Annotated in this window: 8 protein-coding genes; 6 read left to right on the forward strand and 2 right to left on the reverse strand. The window is 36.3% G+C overall.

Going from position 1 to position 18,374, the window contains the following annotated elements; all coding sequences use genetic code 11:
- Positions 1-370: 370 nt before the first annotated feature.
- Both ACHRV3_RS22875 and ACHRV3_RS22880 read right to left on the reverse strand, forming a co-directional pair.
- Complete coding sequence (locus ACHRV3_RS22875; protein WP_395436280.1) at positions 371-7,270, reverse strand: S8 family serine peptidase; 6,900 nt, start codon at positions 7,268-7,270, stop codon at positions 371-373.
- 305 nt (positions 7,271-7,575) lie between these two features.
- Positions 7,576-8,259, reverse strand: a complete 684-nt coding sequence (locus ACHRV3_RS22880) for a DUF4294 domain-containing protein (protein ID WP_395436279.1) — start codon at positions 8,257-8,259, stop codon at positions 7,576-7,578.
- Positions 8,260-8,340: 81 nt separating this feature from the next.
- Here ACHRV3_RS22880 and ACHRV3_RS22885 point away from each other — a divergent pair, with 81 nt between their 5' ends.
- The 6 genes from ACHRV3_RS22885 (at position 8,341) to ACHRV3_RS22910 (ending at position 17,717) form a co-directional block, all read left to right on the forward strand.
- Positions 8,341-9,429, forward strand: a complete 1,089-nt coding sequence (locus ACHRV3_RS22885; RefSeq protein WP_047776573.1) for a M42 family metallopeptidase — start codon at positions 8,341-8,343, stop codon at positions 9,427-9,429.
- A gap of 479 nt (positions 9,430-9,908) precedes the next feature.
- Positions 9,909-10,589, forward strand: a complete 681-nt coding sequence (locus tag ACHRV3_RS22890; RefSeq protein WP_395436278.1) for a response regulator transcription factor — start codon at positions 9,909-9,911, stop codon at positions 10,587-10,589.
- Entirely contained in the window at positions 10,586-11,947 is a 1,362-nt protein-coding gene (locus ACHRV3_RS22895) for an ATP-binding protein (protein WP_395436277.1), read from the forward strand. The genes ACHRV3_RS22890 and ACHRV3_RS22895 overlap by 4 nt, the downstream gene beginning before the upstream one ends.
- A gap of 84 nt (positions 11,948-12,031) precedes the next feature.
- Positions 12,032-13,279, forward strand: coding sequence for a TolC family protein (locus ACHRV3_RS22900; RefSeq protein ID WP_053004246.1), 1,248 nt, complete (start codon positions 12,032-12,034; stop codon positions 13,277-13,279).
- Between the two features lie 12 nt (positions 13,280-13,291).
- Positions 13,292-14,377, forward strand: coding sequence for an efflux RND transporter periplasmic adaptor subunit (locus tag ACHRV3_RS22905; protein ID WP_047776567.1), 1,086 nt, complete (start codon positions 13,292-13,294; stop codon positions 14,375-14,377).
- A gap of 241 nt (positions 14,378-14,618) precedes the next feature.
- Positions 14,619-17,717, forward strand: a complete 3,099-nt coding sequence (locus ACHRV3_RS22910) for an efflux RND transporter permease subunit (RefSeq protein ID WP_395436276.1) — start codon at positions 14,619-14,621, stop codon at positions 17,715-17,717.
- The last annotated feature ends 657 nt before the right edge of the window (positions 17,718-18,374 follow it).

Raw genomic sequence — 18,374 nt, forward strand, 5'->3', positions numbered from 1 at the left:
AAACCCGACAGGTTTTGAAAACCTGTCGGGTTGGGGGTGTATTATTAAGGATATGATTGCTCCTATATATTATAGTATCTAATTTAGGGAATCTATAACTTCTTTTGTAGGCTGGATGCTTTTTAATACTGGGACCTTTAAACAACAAACCCGACAGGTTTTGAAAACCTGTCGGGTTGGGGGTGTATAATTAAGGATGTAATTACACCTATATATAAGGACAACTGTTATTCTCTACCTTACTCTCTTTAACAAACAAACCCGACAGGTTTTAAAAACCTGTCGGGTTGTGGATTTGGTGTATATTAGAACAAGACCGGCTTTGAATGCTATTGTGATGGCTTGTTTTTTTTAATATACTAGACGAAACTTATTTGATAATTAATTTTTGTGTTGCGCTTTTACCATCTTGCTCTACTTTAATTATATAAACTCCCGATGGCAAACTAGAAACATTTATTTCTTTGTCAGCAGATCGTATCGTAAACACCTTTTTTCCGGACATATCCGATATTCTGATGTTTTTAGAACTGCCAGAACTTGTTTGTATGTGTACTTTCCCGTCTTTTACCGGATTTGGGTAGATAACAAATCCTTCAATTGTATTGGAATCTACTCCTAAACTACATGCTGTACTTGATACATTTATTATACGAGTTACTGAAGTTTGATTTTGCAAGGCATCTTTGACGGTATAAGTACGAATGTATTGACCCGGCGTATTTACATCAACAGAACCCGAAACTACAACTCCTGCTCCAATATCAACACCTAAATTGTCTTTTGCACTATAACCTGCATCGGTAAAAACACAACCTTTATTAATAGAAACTATAGCATCTCCTAAAAGCGTTATAGTTGGTGCGGCTCTTTCAATTGTTATGGTCCAATCTACAATATCTCCATTTTGCGCCAATACATTATAAACAACTGGCGAAGTATAGTTTAATCTCGTAACGCCACTATCTTGAAAATAGGTACCGATACGCAATGTAGCAAAATCAGATATTTGGAAAACCGGTACTACTGTAGCTAAATCAGCATTATTATCAACCAAAACCTTAGCTGTTTTGGAAACCGGATCAATAACACTTGTTCCTACTTGATTTGCAACAGTATATGCCAAAATATTGGCCTCTGAATTTCTCGCTTTTAATGTAACCGTATAATTGGTCTGTGAAAGTTTGTTTTCTGAGACAACAGTAACCAGAAAACTATTCGAATAATCTGATATTATTGTTTTCGAATTTAACTGCTTCACCCCGTCTATATAAAGTTCTGCTCCCGGAGAGACAGCAAAATCTGCTTTTAAACTTGAAATATTAGTTCCAAAGACTACTGTTTTTGTAACATTGTTTCCTGATATATCTGTATTAATATCTGATGTTAACACCGGATTTGATGCGGTTGTAAAATTATACGAAATTAATTTGCTTTCCGTTTTTAAATCGGTAATCACTTTAATAGTATACGTTTCTGAAATTCCTGTATTAAAACCAACTCCCTCAACTGTTAGCGTAAGTGGATTAGTATAGTCATTTGTTGTAACACCATTTACTTGTGTTATTCCGTTTATTTTTGCAATACTATTCATTCCTAATCCCCAGTTGGCAACTGCTGTCGTTATATCGGATCCATTATTCAACAATACAGTATAAGTTTTGGTTGCTGCATCGTAAGTGGACGAAAGCTGATTTACAAAATCTACCTTTTGCAACAGAACAGGAATATTCCAGAATTTCCCTTCACCTAAGCCATTTGAATCGGCATTTGTTACTACAGCTGTATTATCATTTGTAGAAGAATCATGAACAAATTGTTTATCACCTTCAGAGAAAGGATAATAACCTGTTAACCCAGCTTCATTACCCGTATATCTTACCATTGCATTACCTGAAATTGTTGCCTGATCGCGAACACCTGACCAAATACGAACTTCATCTATGTTACCATTTAAACCACGTGTTAAAGTGGCATTGTTACCAATATAAGCCGGCAGTGTTGCATTTGTAGTAGCTGCCCCGGCAATACCGGTACTAGTAAAAGGAACAGAAACTCCATCAATATAAACAGTATACACATTAGTTGAACTCACTGTGTAGGCAATATGCTGCCAAATGTTTTGTTTAATCGAGTTTACTCCTGTATTGATTACATAAGAACCTGAAGCAGTTGTAATAGAAATTACCAGACTATTTTCTTTGTAAAGCGTTACATTATTACTGTTGTGAATAAAAACTAACGCCCTGCTTTTGTCTAAAACTCTACCAAAGGTCGATGGTTTCTTCTGATTAACCCATGCTTCGAATGTGTAATTGTTGGTAAGATCCAGAGCTGGTGTAACATCTGTCTTTATAAAATCATCAACTCCATCGAAAGTCCCTACTACGTTTGAAGCATAATTCGCCGCATGTGTAAGTGAAATTGATTTACTGTCGTTTGTTGCGTCTGTATCACCTGCCAATTTAGTATATACTTCAATTGTATAATCTCCTGGCGCACTTAAGTCTGCTTTAGTAGTGAATGAAAAAGTAGCTGTTCCCAGTGCTGCAATAGAGGTGCTGACATTTTGAACCACTTCGGTTCCGCCATTAATTTTGTATGCTATAGGGAAATTAGCGATTGCAGTATTTGAAAAATTGCGTATAACTGCTGTTACGGTCACAGGTTTATTAGCAGATTTAAAAGGTGCTGTAATTCTTTCTACACTTGCATCAGCAGCGGTAAATGGCAATACATTAACGGTATATTCTTCTACCTCAAAATCTCCTCTTGAACTTGTTAATCCATCAATAGTTGGTCCAAGGTTTACGTTAAAATACTCATTCGGTGAACGAAACATATGGATAACACGCATCAATTTTTCACCTGCTGTAGTACCTGCAGGAATCGTTAAACCTCCTGTCAATGAAAAATTATTTCTAAAATAATGGGTACTTGTTGTAGATGGAATTGCCGGTGCAGCTGAAGTAGGTGTTGTGTTCACCCAAAAATTACCCGCATAAAATTCATCGGTTAGATTACCATCTCCATTCAAATCAATAACCATCATAGTAAACACACCAACAGCAGTTGCTGACAGATCTCTTGTGATTGGTATTTCTATTTTGGTGATTGAAACCTCAGGCTGATAGGTCAATCCCGGATATACCGGAATTTTTATATTCTTAAAATCAGAATAGGCAGTCGTTCCTGAAGTATTCACAACATCATTCCATTTCAATTTAGAAATGGCATATCCACTGGTATTCTCATGAACAGGTAGTTCATTTTTGTTATATACTGTCTTTTCTTTTGCGTCATTACTATTATTATCGTCTGTTATATCAACACCACTTTTTATTAGGTAAGTTGCTCCAACATCAGACAAATCTGCTTTGGCAGCAAAAGTAAAACTTACTGTAGCATAAGCAGCTATAGCAGGAACTGTCTCTGCAACTTTTGCTCCTCCGTTTACCTGATAATATACCGGGTGGTTTGTTAAAGCAGTTGCGCCTAAATTACTAATTCTAATCGTTACATCATTTGTACTTGTTTTTTTTCCAAGAATCTCCGGCGTAACTATAGCAGCGACACTAGCATCAAGTACGGTTGGTTTTGCAACACAACTGATGTCAGCGGTCCACCCTGCTCCATTTGTGTTTGAATCTGAAGTAAACCTAAAAGTTAGCTCCCCTCCTGCTGCAGTAGATGTTACTGATGAAGGCAAAGCATTACCTGTAAAAGTGCCGACCAATGAAGCTGCAGAAACGGAAGGTCCGTTATAAACATACAAATAATCAAAATCTTGTTCTGTGTCAAAAGCTGTAAAATCTACTTTTATACTGCTTCCTGCTGTAGCGGGTTTAAAAGTTAGGGTCTGGGTTACGTTATCACTATAATTAGCGAAACGTGTTCCGTTATCTGTAAATACTGCTGAACAATTAGTATTTGGGGTAGTCGATCCCATTAAAACATCTGTCCCGTTATTATAAACAGTTTTTGCAATAGTATTGTTTTCAACAACAGCGTCACCGGTATAATTTACATTACCAACAACTTTGTACACACCCGGAGTAGCATAATTGGCTTTCTGAACAAAATTATAAGACACGCTGCTCAAAGGGGCAATGGGTCCCGGAATAACTTCACTAACTTCTGTTCCTTCATTAATTTTATAGGAAACAGGAATAGCACTTACTGCAACAGGAGAATTGTTAGACACTTTCATTGTCACCGTCTCAGCAGCAGTTAAAGCAGTATTAGCTACCAATGAAGATAGTGCTAAATCGGTAGTTGTAGCTTCGAAAAGACTAACATTATCAACAAAAACAGTACTGTATACCATATCATTGCCAACCACAATCGCATCATTATCCATGACAGCTTCAAAAGCAATACTAAATGTTGTTCCTGCGAATGCTGACAAATCATAGGTTACTTCTGTATTTCCTGATAGCGTAGCTCCTGCATATACGTCTATGTTTTCATGACTGCTTAGCGGGTTTCCATTTACCAAAACTCTAAAAAAGTTTTTATTAGCGGCACCAACACTATTCCAAATTAAATTAAATTTCATACGAATCACTTTTCCTGTCAGTGCTGTAGCGTCGACATCGCAAAAAGACATTTTTTTTATGAAATTCGGGTTATTGGCAAAGGCATTCGCAGTTGTACTTGCAACCCATGGCGTCAAAGATACATTTCCGGACCCTGCCATTTTTACACCATCCAGTAGTGTTGCGTTTACAAATTCATATTTTATAATACCTGCAGTTCCTTTGGAAAGAACATAATTCGTTGCTTTTCTTTCATTAAAGTTTTCTAAAAACGGTAAACTGGCAACTGTCAAAACCGGCTGTGAAACCGGATCCACGTTTATTGCTTTAGCTCTTTCAGAGGTAATTCCTGTAGCGACATCTATTGTGCGAACAGAGAACCAATTGTCTTCCCCTGCTGTAAGATTATTAAACGTATAAGTAGGTTCTGTAACTGTCGCGACAACATCAAACTTGTATCCGTTCATTTTTAAAACTTCATATTTTGCTCCCGCAATAGGATCCCAATCCATTGTATAAGAAGAGGTACCGCAGACAGCTGGCGCAATCACTAAATTTTCAGGCTCTGCAATAATATTAAATACCTCTTTTGAAGTATCTACTTTTGCACCTGTACTAATTCTTAACTTAGCGTTTGCAACCACAGCTGCAGGTACTTTCCAAGCAAAACTTCTTGCCGCAGCAGGAACTTCTTTTGCTAGTGTTGTATAATTTATTCCTCCATCAAGTGAATATTCGATCATGAACGTTTTTGCTTCTCCTTCATAATCCCAACGAATGTATTCTGTAGTCTCCGGATTGAATTTTTCTCTACCAATTGGATAAGTCAGACTTAATTCCGGTGCCACATAATCGTATACTACTGAAAATTCCTGACTGTTAAGAGGAACTCTTGTACCGGTAACCACAATTTTATAGGTTCCGGGAGCAGGATTATCTAAAGTTACTTGCTCGATATTGTTCATCGTATCTACTCCCCTTGTTGCATTTGCATTTGGAGTTGTTGGATTTAAAACCCACGGTAAGGTCGTAGTACCGTCTTTTACAATTTTAATATCCAAATCATTTACTTGAATAGAAGTTGAGCCGGGTGTTCCTGCTACGTCCGAATAAGCAAGTATAACTTTTAAAGAAACTAAACCCGCAGGCACCACAATTTCTTTTTCACTAACTGCTCCGCCAGCTACAGTAGCTGTGTAAAACATTCTTTTATCTAAAGCTTTAATTGCTCTTAGACCATTCAAATTTCCAAAACCGTATTTATAATCCGGGCCTGGGTTACCGGCATCTTTTGCCGTATTGGTAACCAACGCTTTCATTAAAGAGGCTAATGGTTTTTCTCCATAAATATTTTTATATCTTTCGTAGAGCAAAGCTATTGTACCACTGGTTCCTGGCGTAGCCATTGAAGTTCCGCTCATCGACTGGTATCCATTACTATAATCTAATGAATATACATCTGAACCAACTGCCGCAATTTGTGGTACCAAACGACCATCAATCGTTGGTCCGAAGCTACTGTAACTACTAATCAAATCATCAGGATTATTGGCTGCTACGTGCAATGAGTTTTTTGAATTTTTAGTAGAGGTATTAAAACCACCCGGGTATGCTGATTGTGCATTTCCATTAGAATACACATTTAAAAGATAAGGATATAGAACCGTAACATTATCATCTCCACGGTCTGCATTCTCGTATCTCCTCACATTGTATCCGGAGGTAAGATTGGATCCGTAAGAATTAGAGGTGATTTCGATCCCGTCTTCCGTTACCGCTTTTACTCTTTCTTGTTGCACACTTAAACCATTTGATTGTGTATTAAAATTCCAACCAAACATTTGTACCTCCGGCGCCATACCTCTGGCTCTTGGATCTAATAAACCAGCACCGCCGATTGTTCCGGAAACGTGTGTTCCGTGAGAAGAATTAGACTCATATTCTCTAATCGTAACTCTACCGGTATGATCCTTATGTTTTTCCAGATTTCCATCCCAAACACCCACTTTAACTCCTTTTCCTGTCAATCCGTATCCTAAACCGGGAATAGCTGAACTTAAAATATTTACTTTATGAGAAGTTACACCAGGCTTATTATCACTTTCAACAGGAGCAGCAACCAGTTCAATATTCTGAACCCAGTTTAATTTTGCTATTTCCTCCAATTTATCTCTGGAAGCTTCCAAATAAACCTCATTAAAAGATTCGTCGATCTTACTGCTTTTCACAAATAAACCTGCCAGATTTTGTAAAATGATTTTACTGTCAACTCCCTTAAAGTAGCTTACCACGACCTTAACGTTATTACTTCCTTCTAAGGCATAATCCGGAATTGCTCCAGTGGCAATCATTGGATCTATTTTATACTTTGAATCTACCGTAATAACAGTCCTGATAGTAGAAGAAATAACCCCTTTATTGTAATAGTCTGAATTAATTAAAGCATAATACGCATTATTCGATAAATAACTAAGCAATGTAATACCTTGCTCTTTTAACTTTTGCTGCTCTTTTACAGATGGCATCTGGGTAAATTGCACCAAACTGTAAGTTGCGACGGGCTTTTGCTTGTTTGTATTCTTCTTAAATTCTCTGGCCTGTTCTTTAAAATTGGCAGAGGTCAGTATTTTATTTCCGTTTATAAAAACAGAATAATCCTTCTGAATTCCCTCCTGCGACCATATTGTAGTCGCAAAAAACATCACAATTAAGCTAAGTATTTTTTTTATCATATGCGTATTTTTTGGTTAATTAATAGTTAAAAAAAAGTAAACATAACAAACTATACACCTAAAAACAAACAATAACAATGAGAAAATTCTTAAATAAAGAACAAAAAGCATCAATAAATTCTAAAAAAACAACCTAAATAGGATCTCCAATGCAAGGGCTACTTGGGAAAATCAAAACACAATCATTAAAATCCTGCAGAAAGAATACTCCTCGATTTGTAATTCAAAAAATACGTTTAATCCTACATAAAAAAAAGACCTACCAAAAATTAATCCGGTAAGTCTTTTTAAATAGATGTGTTTATTTATTTTGCTACTTTCAGCTCTTTTGCTTTTTCCTGCCAATGATTACTCAAATCATCGTAATCAACGGGATGTGCGGGCTTTTGATTGATTAATCTGCCCGATTCGAAGGCTCTGACGAGTATGGTTTCGATCAAATAATCTTCGTTTACTTCATAGGGTTTGTACTCTCTTTTTAGGCTGATATCGAATAAATTAGCTGTCGTATTGGATACAAATGCTTTGAAACCGCTTTTTAAATTCTTGATAAGGTCAAAGGTCGTAGTTCCGGTTTGGCGATGAACCAGTTTTACGAGTATTTGTCCTTGTTTTCTGGAAAGTTTTTTAAGACGGTCTTCAAATTCATTGTTAAGGTAATCCTCAACGATTTTGAAATACTTTTTCTTTTCGCGATTTGTTTTTAAACGTGCCATTCCCTGATTTAAGGCAGTAAGCCTGTCTGCGGTTGTTTTGGCATAAGGATAGGTTTTATAAACCCGATTCTGCAGAATAAGAAATTGCTTTTGTGCCTCGGGATCCAGCTTCTCTTTAGAAATTATAATCTCCGGCAATTCGATAGTATCATTTAAGATGGTATCCTGTTCGGTCAATATATAGCCCATTTCCTGATTCTCTTTAGGGGTAACCTGGGCTTGACTTTTAAAACTAATCAATATAAAAAATAAAATAAAGTAGGTAAATCTCATGGAGTCATAATTTAAATGTAAAATTATATATTTATATACAACTCTAATACCAAATTTATAAATTAGCGCAAAAATTTTTCTATGAGCACAAAATCTATCTTAAAAGATACCTCTATAGCTTTTCTTGAAAGCTACCTTAATAATGCCTCACCTACCGGTTACGAAAGCGAAGGCCAAAAACTTTGGATGGATTATCTGAAACCTTATGTAGACACCTTTATTACTGATACCTATGGTACAGCCGTTGGAGTTATCAATCCCGATGCTCCTTTTAAAGTGGTTATTGAAGGACATGCAGATGAAATTTCATGGTATGTAAACTATATTACTGATGACGGATTACTATATGTGATCAGAAATGGTGGTTCTGATCACCAAATCGCTCCCTCAAAAAGAGTGCATATTCACACTAAAAAAGGAATTGTAAAAGGGGTTTTCGGATGGCCGGCCATTCATACCCGATTACGTGATAAAGAAGAGACGCCAAAAATCAGCAATATTTTTATCGATTTAGGTTGTGAGACCAAAGAACAGGTCGAAGCAATGGGAGTTCATGTGGGCTGTGTAATTACCTATCCGGATGAATTTATGATTCTGAACGAAAACAAATTTGTGTGTCGTGCCATCGACAACAGAATGGGTGGTTTTATGATCGCCGAAGTAGCCCGTTTGCTTCATGAAAACAAAAAAGAACTTCCTTTTGGTTTGTATATCGTAAACTCCGTTCAGGAAGAAATTGGTCTTCGTGGTGCTGAAATGATTGCACAAACGATTAAACCTAATGTAGCCATAGTTACTGATGTTTGCCATGATACGACAACTCCTATGATTGACAAAAAAGTAGAAGGTGATCTAAAAATGGGGAAAGGTCCTGTAATTGCTTATGCTCCTGCAGTACAAAATAAATTACGCGATTTAATTGTGGATACTGCTGAGGAAAACAAAATCCCATTCCAGCGTCATGCCTCTTCGCGCGCTACAGGAACCGATACAGATGCCTTTGCATACAGCAATGGTGGTGTCGCATCTGCTTTGATTTCATTACCTTTACGTTATATGCATACCACGGTGGAAATGGTACACAGAGAAGATGTTGAAAATGTGATTCAGTTGATTTATGAATCTATATTGAAAATCGAAAACAACGAAACGTTTTCGTATTTCAAATAAGGGATGTAAAAAAAATGGCACGCGGATTTGGCGGATTAAGCGGATTTGGCGGATTTTTTATCAGTTCTTTTGTTAGAATCTGCTAATTCAGCGTGATAAAAATTAAAGCAATTCAAAGACGCAAGATAAAAATAGCACGCAGATTTAGCAGATTAGGCAGATTTTCGCCAAAGCAATGATAAAAAATCCCCTAAATCTGCTAAATCTGCGTGAAAAAAAAGATAGAATTAAATTAATCCCCACAGATCAAATCATTTCAATCCTATTAATCTGTGGCAAAAAAATTAGACACGAATTGCACAAATTAAATTAATTAATTCGCGCCAATTCGTGAAATTCGTGGCAAAAAATATTTTTAGAACTCAATCACAAATAGATAAAAACACATCGTTTTAAACTTCTATTTGAGACTCATAAAACATTGGTTCGGTTATTCGATACAAACATCGGATAACCGAATTAACCAATATAAAAAGAACATGAAAATTTTACTACTCGAAGATGATTTTACTTTATCAAAAGAAATCTCAACATTCTTTGCCTCAAAAGAATTCGAGTGTTTTCCCTATTACGACGGCTCCTTATTATTAAAAAAGTATCTTCCTAACGAATACGACTTAATAATTCTGGACATCAATGTACCCGGAACAACGGGAATAGACGTTTGCAAAGGCATTCGCGAAGTCGACAAAAAAACGCCTATAATTATGCTGACTGCTTTTAGCGAAATCGAAGACAAACTGGCTTCTTTTGACAATGGCGCCGATGATTATCTGGTAAAACCGTTTCATTTTGAAGAACTATATGCCCGAATAACTTCGCTTTTAAGACGAAAGGACATTCCGCAACAAACCGAAAAAAAGATTCTTATTAAGGATCTGGAAATTCAGGAAGAAGAAATGAAAGTCTTTCGCTCCGGCGAAGAAATAAAACTAACCCCAAAAGAGTTTAAACTCATTTTAATTTTGGCTCATGCTAAAGGAAAAGTACTGTCTAAACAATTTATTGCCGAAAAACTTTGGGACTATCACATCGAAACCAATCAAAATACTATTGAAGTTTACATTAATTTTTTAAGAAAAAAAATTGATAAAGACCACGAAACAAAACTCATTCGTACCAAAATTGGCTACGGATATTATTTAAGTGACCAGGAATGACATTAAAAAATCGAATATCGCTATTAGTCAGTTTGCTGTTTACCATCCTTTTTGGTTTAGCTTCGACCGTGATATTCATTTTATATTCCAATTACAGAAAAGAAGAATTCCGCGACCGGTTAGAAATTAAGGCTTTATCAAACATTAAACTTCTGGTAAACGTCAAGCAAGTCGACAATCAATTGCTTAAAATTATCGATCAGAACTCCATCAATAAGTTATACGACGAAAAAACGCTGGTTTTTGATTCTAACTACAAATTAATCTATAGCAGTATTGATGATGCTAAAATAAAATGGTCAGTTGATGATCTGAAGTATTTAAAAAAGAACAAAACCTTTTTTAAACAACAAGGTGATTATGAAGTATACGGCGTTTTTTACGATACCAACGACCGTGATTTTTATGCGCTGATCTCGGCGACGGACAATTTTGGTAAAAAGAAATTGCTTTTTCTGCGATATACCTTAATTGTATCGTATCTTTTCTTTACCTGTCTGTGTTGGATTATCACTTCTTTTACCGTAAAAAAACTGATGAATCCTCTGAATTCCTTTCATCAAAAAATAAAAAATATAAACGAGAACAATCTCGATACCCGTATTGAGTCTAAAAGCAATAAAAACGAAATTGATCTGATTGCCAACGAATTCAATTTCATGATGGACCGAATTGAAGTCTCCTATCAAAAACAGAAAGAATTCACGGCAAACGCTTCGCATGAACTCAGAACTCCACTGTCCAGAATTACTTCGCAAATCGAAAATGCCGTTGCAGATCCTAAAACGAGTGTTGAAAATAAATCCTTTTTAACCAATATATTAGCGGACGTAAATCAATTAACGGAACTGATTAATTCCTTATTGATTTTGTCTAAAGTAGATACCAACAGAGGCGAAAATACAGAAATACATCGCATGGATGAAATCCTCTTTTCTGCTATTGAAAATCTGAATAAAAGTTTTCCCGATTTTGTAATTCTATTTGAAATTGAAGAAAATGAAAACCTCGATACCGCTTTAGAAATAAAAGGAAATAAAAACCTACTGGAAATTGCCTTGAGCAATGTTCTCAAAAATGCCTGTGTTTACTCCGACAACAAACAGGCAACAGTTAAAATTAGTGCAGACGACCATCATTTAATTCTCTCTGTTTCTAATACCGGAATTACCTTAAGCGAAGAAGAGCAAAAAAACCTTTTTCAGCCTTTTATGCGCGGCCAAAATTCAAAAGGAACAACCGGATTTGGCCTTGGACTGAGAATTGTTCAACGAATCCTCACGCTACACAAAGCAACCATAAACTACTCAGTATCACATATTAACACGAATTTATTTCGGTTAACTTTTCATTTGTAAGTAATTTTAAGCTATTTTTAAGGTAGATTTTAAGGTATCTTAAAGTCTGTCGATAGCATATTTGTACAAACTAAAAATGATACAATGAAAAAGTTATTTGCATTACTCCTATTCGCAATGCTTAATCAGGCTGCAATGGCTCAAAAAACGGTCACCCTTCAAGACTGTGAGGCTCAATTTTTAAAAAAGAACCTCTTGTTACTGGCTTCTCAATACAATATTGATGCATCAAAAGCCATGACTATTCAAGCCCGAATTTGGGATAACCCCACTCTTACAGCTGAATTGAATGCTTATAACCCGGAACGGAATCAGTATTTTGATATTGGAAAAGAAGGGCAAAAGGCTTTTGGAATCGAACAACTCATCTATTTAGGCGGAAAAAAACGCAATGAAGTAAAATTGGCTAAAACCAATGAACAACTGGCAGAACTTCAATTTAACGATCTTCTGCGAACATTAAAACTTCAATTACGCAAAAGTTTTTATACTGTTTATTTCAACATCAAGAATCTGGAAACCACAGACAAACAAGTCGTTCATCTGGAAGATTTGATCAATTCTTATACTATTCAGGCTCAAAAAGGCAATGTTCCTTTAAAAGATGTTGTTCGCTTGCAATCTCTTTTTCTAAATTTTAAAAATGCAAGAATGGAAACTGTAAATGATAACATTGACGAACAGGCTAACTTAAAATTATTATTAAATGAAACTGAAAATGTAATTCCTGTAGTTTCCAAAGAAGAATTTGATAAGTATCTTAAAACGATTGACTTCGATTTAAAGAAATTCGAAACCGATGCCATTGCCAATCGACCGGACTATCAGGCCAAACAAAAAGAAATTGATGCCAACGAAATAAATGTAAAATGGCAAAAATCACTGTCGATTCCTGACCTTACTCTGGGAGCCAACTACGATCAGCGCAGTGGTGCTTTTAACAAAGAAAGTAACTTGACCATTGGGATTCCACTCCCTCTTTGGAACAAAAACAAAGGAAATATCAAATACGCACAGACGATTCTGGAACAATCCAAAATTGACAAACAAAATTTTGAATTGCAATTACAAACCGAAATCACATCGGCCTGGACCAAGTGGGACGAATCACGAAAAAATTACAGTGTGATAAAACCAACAGTGAATGCTGACTTTGAAGCGGTTTACAATGGAATCCTGGCCAATTTTCAAAAACGAAACATCAGTATTTTAGAATTTACCGATTTTATGGAAAGTTACAATCAGGCCACTATTCAGGTAAACGAAATAAAGAAAAAAGTAGCCCTTTCCGGTGAAGAATTAAATAGTACAATCAATAAAGACTTATTCTAAAACAAACTAAAGATGAAACATAAACTAATTATAGGAATTGCGATTGTAAGTTTATCCATAACCGGCTGCAAAAAAGAAGTTGAAAATCCCGATACCAATACTTCTTTTGTACTAAGCGATGCCATGCTAAAAACAACCACTACTGCACCGGCAGAAAAACAGCCCGTAAAAAATGTATTGAGTTTTTATGGCAAAATTACGGCCGACAACAACAAAATGATTGACGTTTACCCGCTTGTTGGCGGAAGTGTATTAAAAGTGAATGTTGAACTTGGAGACTATGTAAAAAAGGGACAAGTTTTAGCCTCGATAAAAAGTACCGATGTTGCCGACTTCGAAAAACAGGCTATAGATGCCAAAAATGATTTATTGGTAGCAAAAAACGGCCTGAAAGTAGCTCAGGAATTATATGACGGCAAATTAAACTCGGAGAGTGATGTCTTACAGGCAAAATCGGAAGTAAATAAAGCGCAATCACAGGTCAGTAAAATTCAGGAAACCTATAAAATTTACAATATCAAAGCCGGTTCTATCTATGAAGTAACAGCACCAATAAGCGGTTTTATCATTCAAAAAAGCATCAATCAGGACATGCTTTTGAGAAATGATCGTACTGAAAACATTTTTGATATCGCCGAAATTAGCGAAGTATGGGCCATGGCTAACATTAACGAAATTGACATCAATAAAGTAAAACTGGGCACTGCAGCTGCTGTAACTACGCTAAGTTATCCCGATCAGGTTTTTAAAGGAAAAGTAGACAAGATCTATAATGTGATCGATCCTGAAACCAAAGCCATGCAGGCACGTATAAAATTAAGTAATCCGGGGTACTTATTAAAACCGGATATGAATGCCAGCATAAAATTATCCTTCGACGAAAAGGAGTCTATGATAGCCGTACCAAGTAAAGCAATCGTTTTTGATAAGAGTAAAAACTTTGTTGTGATTTTTAAAGACCGTAACAATATTGAAACCAGAAAAGTGGACGTGTACAGAGTAGTTGGTGACGTAACCTATATTTCGAGCGGACTAAAAGAAAATGAGAAGGTCATCACCAACAATCAGTTGTTTATATACGGTGCCTTAAACAATTAACCAAATTAGCAGGAAAGAGATTCAATACGTAGTTAGAGTCTAAAAATAGGAAATCTGGATACTGATTTAACTCCTTTTCTAATTTCTAAGACCTATTCTATACTTTCTCCGATTATCAATTTGTACTAAATCCGGCCTGTATTAAAGACAGTAGACCTGCTCAATTATTCGTCTTGCGTTTTCATACCAAATTCTAAAGCGAATTAAAACATAAAATTCATCATTAAAAATACTTTTTAAAATGAACAAATTCATAAAAAACATTATTGCTTTCTCGCTTAAGAACAAAGCATTTACCTTCTTTTGGGTGGGATTACTGGCCGTTGCAGGATTTATTTCTTTCAAAACCATGCCTATTGATGCTTTTCCTGATGTAACCAATACACAGATCATTATCATCACACAATGGAACGGGAAAAGTGCTGAGGAAGTGGAACGTTTTGTTACTTCTCCTATCGAAATTTCGATGAACTCGGTACAAAAGAAGACCAGTGTCCGCAGTATTACCATGTTTGGTTTATCGGTTATCAAAATCATTTTTGATGATGGTGTCGATGATACTTTTGCCCGTTTTCAGGTTAACAATCTCCTTAAAAATGTGTCATTACCCGATGATGTCGAACCGGACGTTCAGCCTCCATACGGTCCAACAGGAGAAATTTTCAGATACATTATAAAAAGTAAAAGCAGAGACAGCAGGGAATTATTAACCTATCAAAACTGGGTGATCGACAAACAACTGCGCTCCCTTCCCGGTGTTGCCGATCTAAATGTATTTGGAGGGCAGACTAAAACTTATGAAGTAGCCGTTGATCCGATAAAATTAGCCAAATACAACATTACTCCTCTTCAGGTTTATAATGCAGTCAATGCAGGAAATCTAAATGTTGGTGGTGATGTAATCGAAAAAAACGGACAGGCGTTTGTAGTTCGTGGTGTAGGCTTATTAAAATCTATTCCGGATATTGAAAATATTATTGTTGACGATGCAGGAGGAAATCCAATTTTGGTTAAAAACTTAGCGGCAGTAAATGAAAGTTCGATGCCAAGAGTCGGACAAACCGGAATCGGGGATAATGATGATGCGGTTGAAGGAATTATTGTAATGCGTAAAGGGGAGAATCCTCAGGAAACTCTGGCACTCATCAAAGCCAAAATAAAGGATCTTAACGACAATATCCTTCCAAAAGACATTACATTAGAAACGTTTTATGATCGTGATAATCTGATGAATTTCACCACCGAAACGGTAATGCACAACTTATTTGAAGGTATTATTCTGGTTACTTGTGTCGTCTTTCTTTTTATGGCCGACTGGAGAACTACCTTTACCGTTTCTATCGTTATTCCGCTGTCGCTGTTGTTTGCGTTTTTATGCCTCAAAATGATGGGAATGAGTGCTAATTTATTGAGTTTAGGAGCCGTCGATTTTGGAATTATCATTGATGGTGCCGTGGTAATGGTTGAAGGATTGTTTGTTGTTTTAGACCGTCGGGCGCATCAATTAGGCATGACTGCTTTTAATAAAATAGCGAAAGGCAGTCTGATTAAAAGAACCGGAACCGAAATGGGGAAAGCAATCTTCTTTTCTAAACTAATCATTATTACCGCTTTACTACCTATTTTCTCCTTTCAGAAAGTAGAAGGGAAAATGTTCTCTCCCCTTGCCTATACCTTAGGATTTGCTTTAATGGGAGCTTTAATTTTTACTTTGACATTGGTACCGGTCTTATCCCATATCCTTTTAAATAAAAATGTAAAAGAGAAGCACAATCCGTTTGTCAACTTTTGGGACCGGATAGTAGGTAAAGGTTTTGCCTGGACCTTCAAACACAAAGCCAAAACACTAATCGCTTCAATCGTTTTATTGGCAACCGTTTTCTTTTCTGCAACTTTTCTTGGAACTGAATTTTTGCCTCAATTAAATGAAGGCGCCTTATGGGTAACCGCAGAATTACCAATGAGTACTTCTCTTCCCGAAAGTGTGAAAACAGCTGCTATGATCCGAAAAGACCTCGAAAGCTTTCCCGAAGTAAAAAAAGTGCTGTCACAAACCGGAAGAAGTAATGATGGAACCGATCCAAACGGTTTTGGGTTTATTCAGCTTCAGGTTGATCTAAAACCAAAAGCAGAATGGACGCGAAAAATTACGATGGACGATCTGATCAATCAAATGGATCAAAAATTAAAAGTCCATCAGGGCATTACCTATAATTATTCACAACCCGTTATTGATAATGTAGCTGAATCTGTAGCAGGATTTAAAGCTTCTAATGCCGTAAAAATATACGGTGATGATCTTAACAAACTCGATGAATTGGCCAATGAAGTATTGGCCCAAATTAAAAACATTCCCGGTATAAAAGATGCCGGAATACTTCGAAATGTGGGACAACCTGAGATCAGTGTTATTCTGGACAGAGAAAAAATGGCAGCCTACGGTGTTACTTTGAGCGATGCCCAAGCGGTACTTGAACTTGCTTTTGGAGGAAAAACAGCTACAGAAAAATACGAAGACGAGAAAAAATTTGACGTGAGAGTTCGTTTTTCTCAAGAATACAGAAAAGACGAAAAAGATTTGGAAGAAATAAAAGTACCGACGATTAGTGGTATTAAAATTCCTTTAAAAGAAATCTCAGATATCAAGACCATTACAGGCCCGGCTTTCATATACAGAGACAATACCAAACGTTTTATCGGGGTTAAATTCTCTGTTCGTGATCGTGATTTAGGAAGTACCATTGCCGAAGCACAGAAAAAAGTAGACAAAATGAAACTACCACAAGGTTATACTACCGGATGGACGGGAGAATTTGAAAATCAGGTGCGTGCCAGTGCACGTTTAGCACAAGTTGTTCCCATAAGTTTAATCGGAATATTTGTCTTGTTATTTATCCTTTTTGGAAATATTAAAGACTCCTTACTTGTTTTAGCTAATGTTCCTTTTGCTATTATCGGTGGTATTATTGCTTTGCATCTTACCCGTATGAACTTCGGAATCTCGGCTGGTGTTGGTTTTATTGCTTTGCTTGGAATTTGTATTCAGAATGGCGTTATTCTGATCTCGGAATTCCATCATAATCTAAAGGCGAAGTTTAGCCTCGAGGAATCTATTTTTATGGGGGTAAAAGCACGAACAAGAGCCGTTGTAATGACAGCCCTCATGGCTTCTATAGGTTTAATGCCCGCAGCTATTTCAACAGGAATTGGTTCTGAATCGCAAAAACCTTTGGCTATTGTAATTATTGGAGGACTGATCACCGCCACGATTTTAACCTTATTAGTGTTTCCGATTATCTTCTGGGTCTTTAACCGTAAAAAACACGTACCGATTGAATAAACAACTTCAAAAAAACCACTCTTTCGGAGTGTTTTTTTTTTATCTAAATCCTTCCAATATTTTTAATCTGTGGCAGATAACAAAGAGTTGTTGACTTTTACAGAATGTCTTTACGGGGCGGGAAATGCTAAAATAAAATAGCACGCAGATTTAGCGGATTTTGGCAGATTTTTTTATCATTGCTATCTGCTAAATCTGCGTGTAAAAAAAGGTCATAAAGTGCGAATTTCCAAACTTCTCGCTTTAACAGTCTCGCAAAAACGCCAAGCTGCTAAGTTTTCTCTTTTTATTTTTAAGTTTTACCCTTCTGTTTTCCACTTTTCAATTTGAGTTCCTCGAAATCTCACGGAGTCTCAAAGCTTTTTTCTACTTTCTCATTAAAACTTTGCGATTTTGCGACTCCGCGAGATTTTTACTACTCCACAGATTTTCGTATTGATTCTTTATTTCGTCAAGATGATTAACTGGTGGCTCCCGAAAGCTAATCCAAATCTAAACCTGGCCTATTTGAAGCATCAACTGAAACATTTTTGACTAGTCCTAAATAATCGATACAGATTATTAGATAAAAATATTTTAATTAAACACCTGCAAAAACGTTTTTGCAGGTGTTTTTTGTTTTATAAGTTCTCATTTCAACTTTACTTTGTTCGTGCA

The organism is Flavobacterium sp. FlaQc-49 (assembly GCF_044005985.1).
GTDB lineage: Bacteria > Bacteroidota > Bacteroidia > Flavobacteriales > Flavobacteriaceae > Flavobacterium > Flavobacterium cupriresistens.

What these genes read in the sequence shown, in the direction of transcription:
- ACHRV3_RS22890 (WP_395436278.1), top strand. Translation starts at nt 9,909, where the DNA reads ATGAAAATTTTACTACTCGAAGATGATTTTACTTTATCAAAAGAAATC.
- ACHRV3_RS22895 (WP_395436277.1), top strand. Translation starts at nt 10,586, where the DNA reads ATGACATTAAAAAATCGAATATCGCTATTAGTCAGTTTGCTGTTTACC.
- ACHRV3_RS22875 (WP_395436280.1), bottom strand. Translation starts at nt 7,270, where the DNA reads ATGATAAAAAAAATACTTAGCTTAATTGTGATGTTTTTTGCGACTACA.
- ACHRV3_RS22910 (WP_395436276.1), top strand. Translation starts at nt 14,619, where the DNA reads ATGAACAAATTCATAAAAAACATTATTGCTTTCTCGCTTAAGAACAAA.
- ACHRV3_RS22905 (WP_047776567.1), top strand. Translation starts at nt 13,292, where the DNA reads ATGAAACATAAACTAATTATAGGAATTGCGATTGTAAGTTTATCCATA.
- ACHRV3_RS22880 (WP_395436279.1), bottom strand. Translation starts at nt 8,259, where the DNA reads ATGAGATTTACCTACTTTATTTTATTTTTTATATTGATTAGTTTTAAA.
- ACHRV3_RS22885 (WP_047776573.1), top strand. Translation starts at nt 8,341, where the DNA reads ATGAGCACAAAATCTATCTTAAAAGATACCTCTATAGCTTTTCTTGAA.
- ACHRV3_RS22900 (WP_053004246.1), top strand. Translation starts at nt 12,032, where the DNA reads ATGAAAAAGTTATTTGCATTACTCCTATTCGCAATGCTTAATCAGGCT.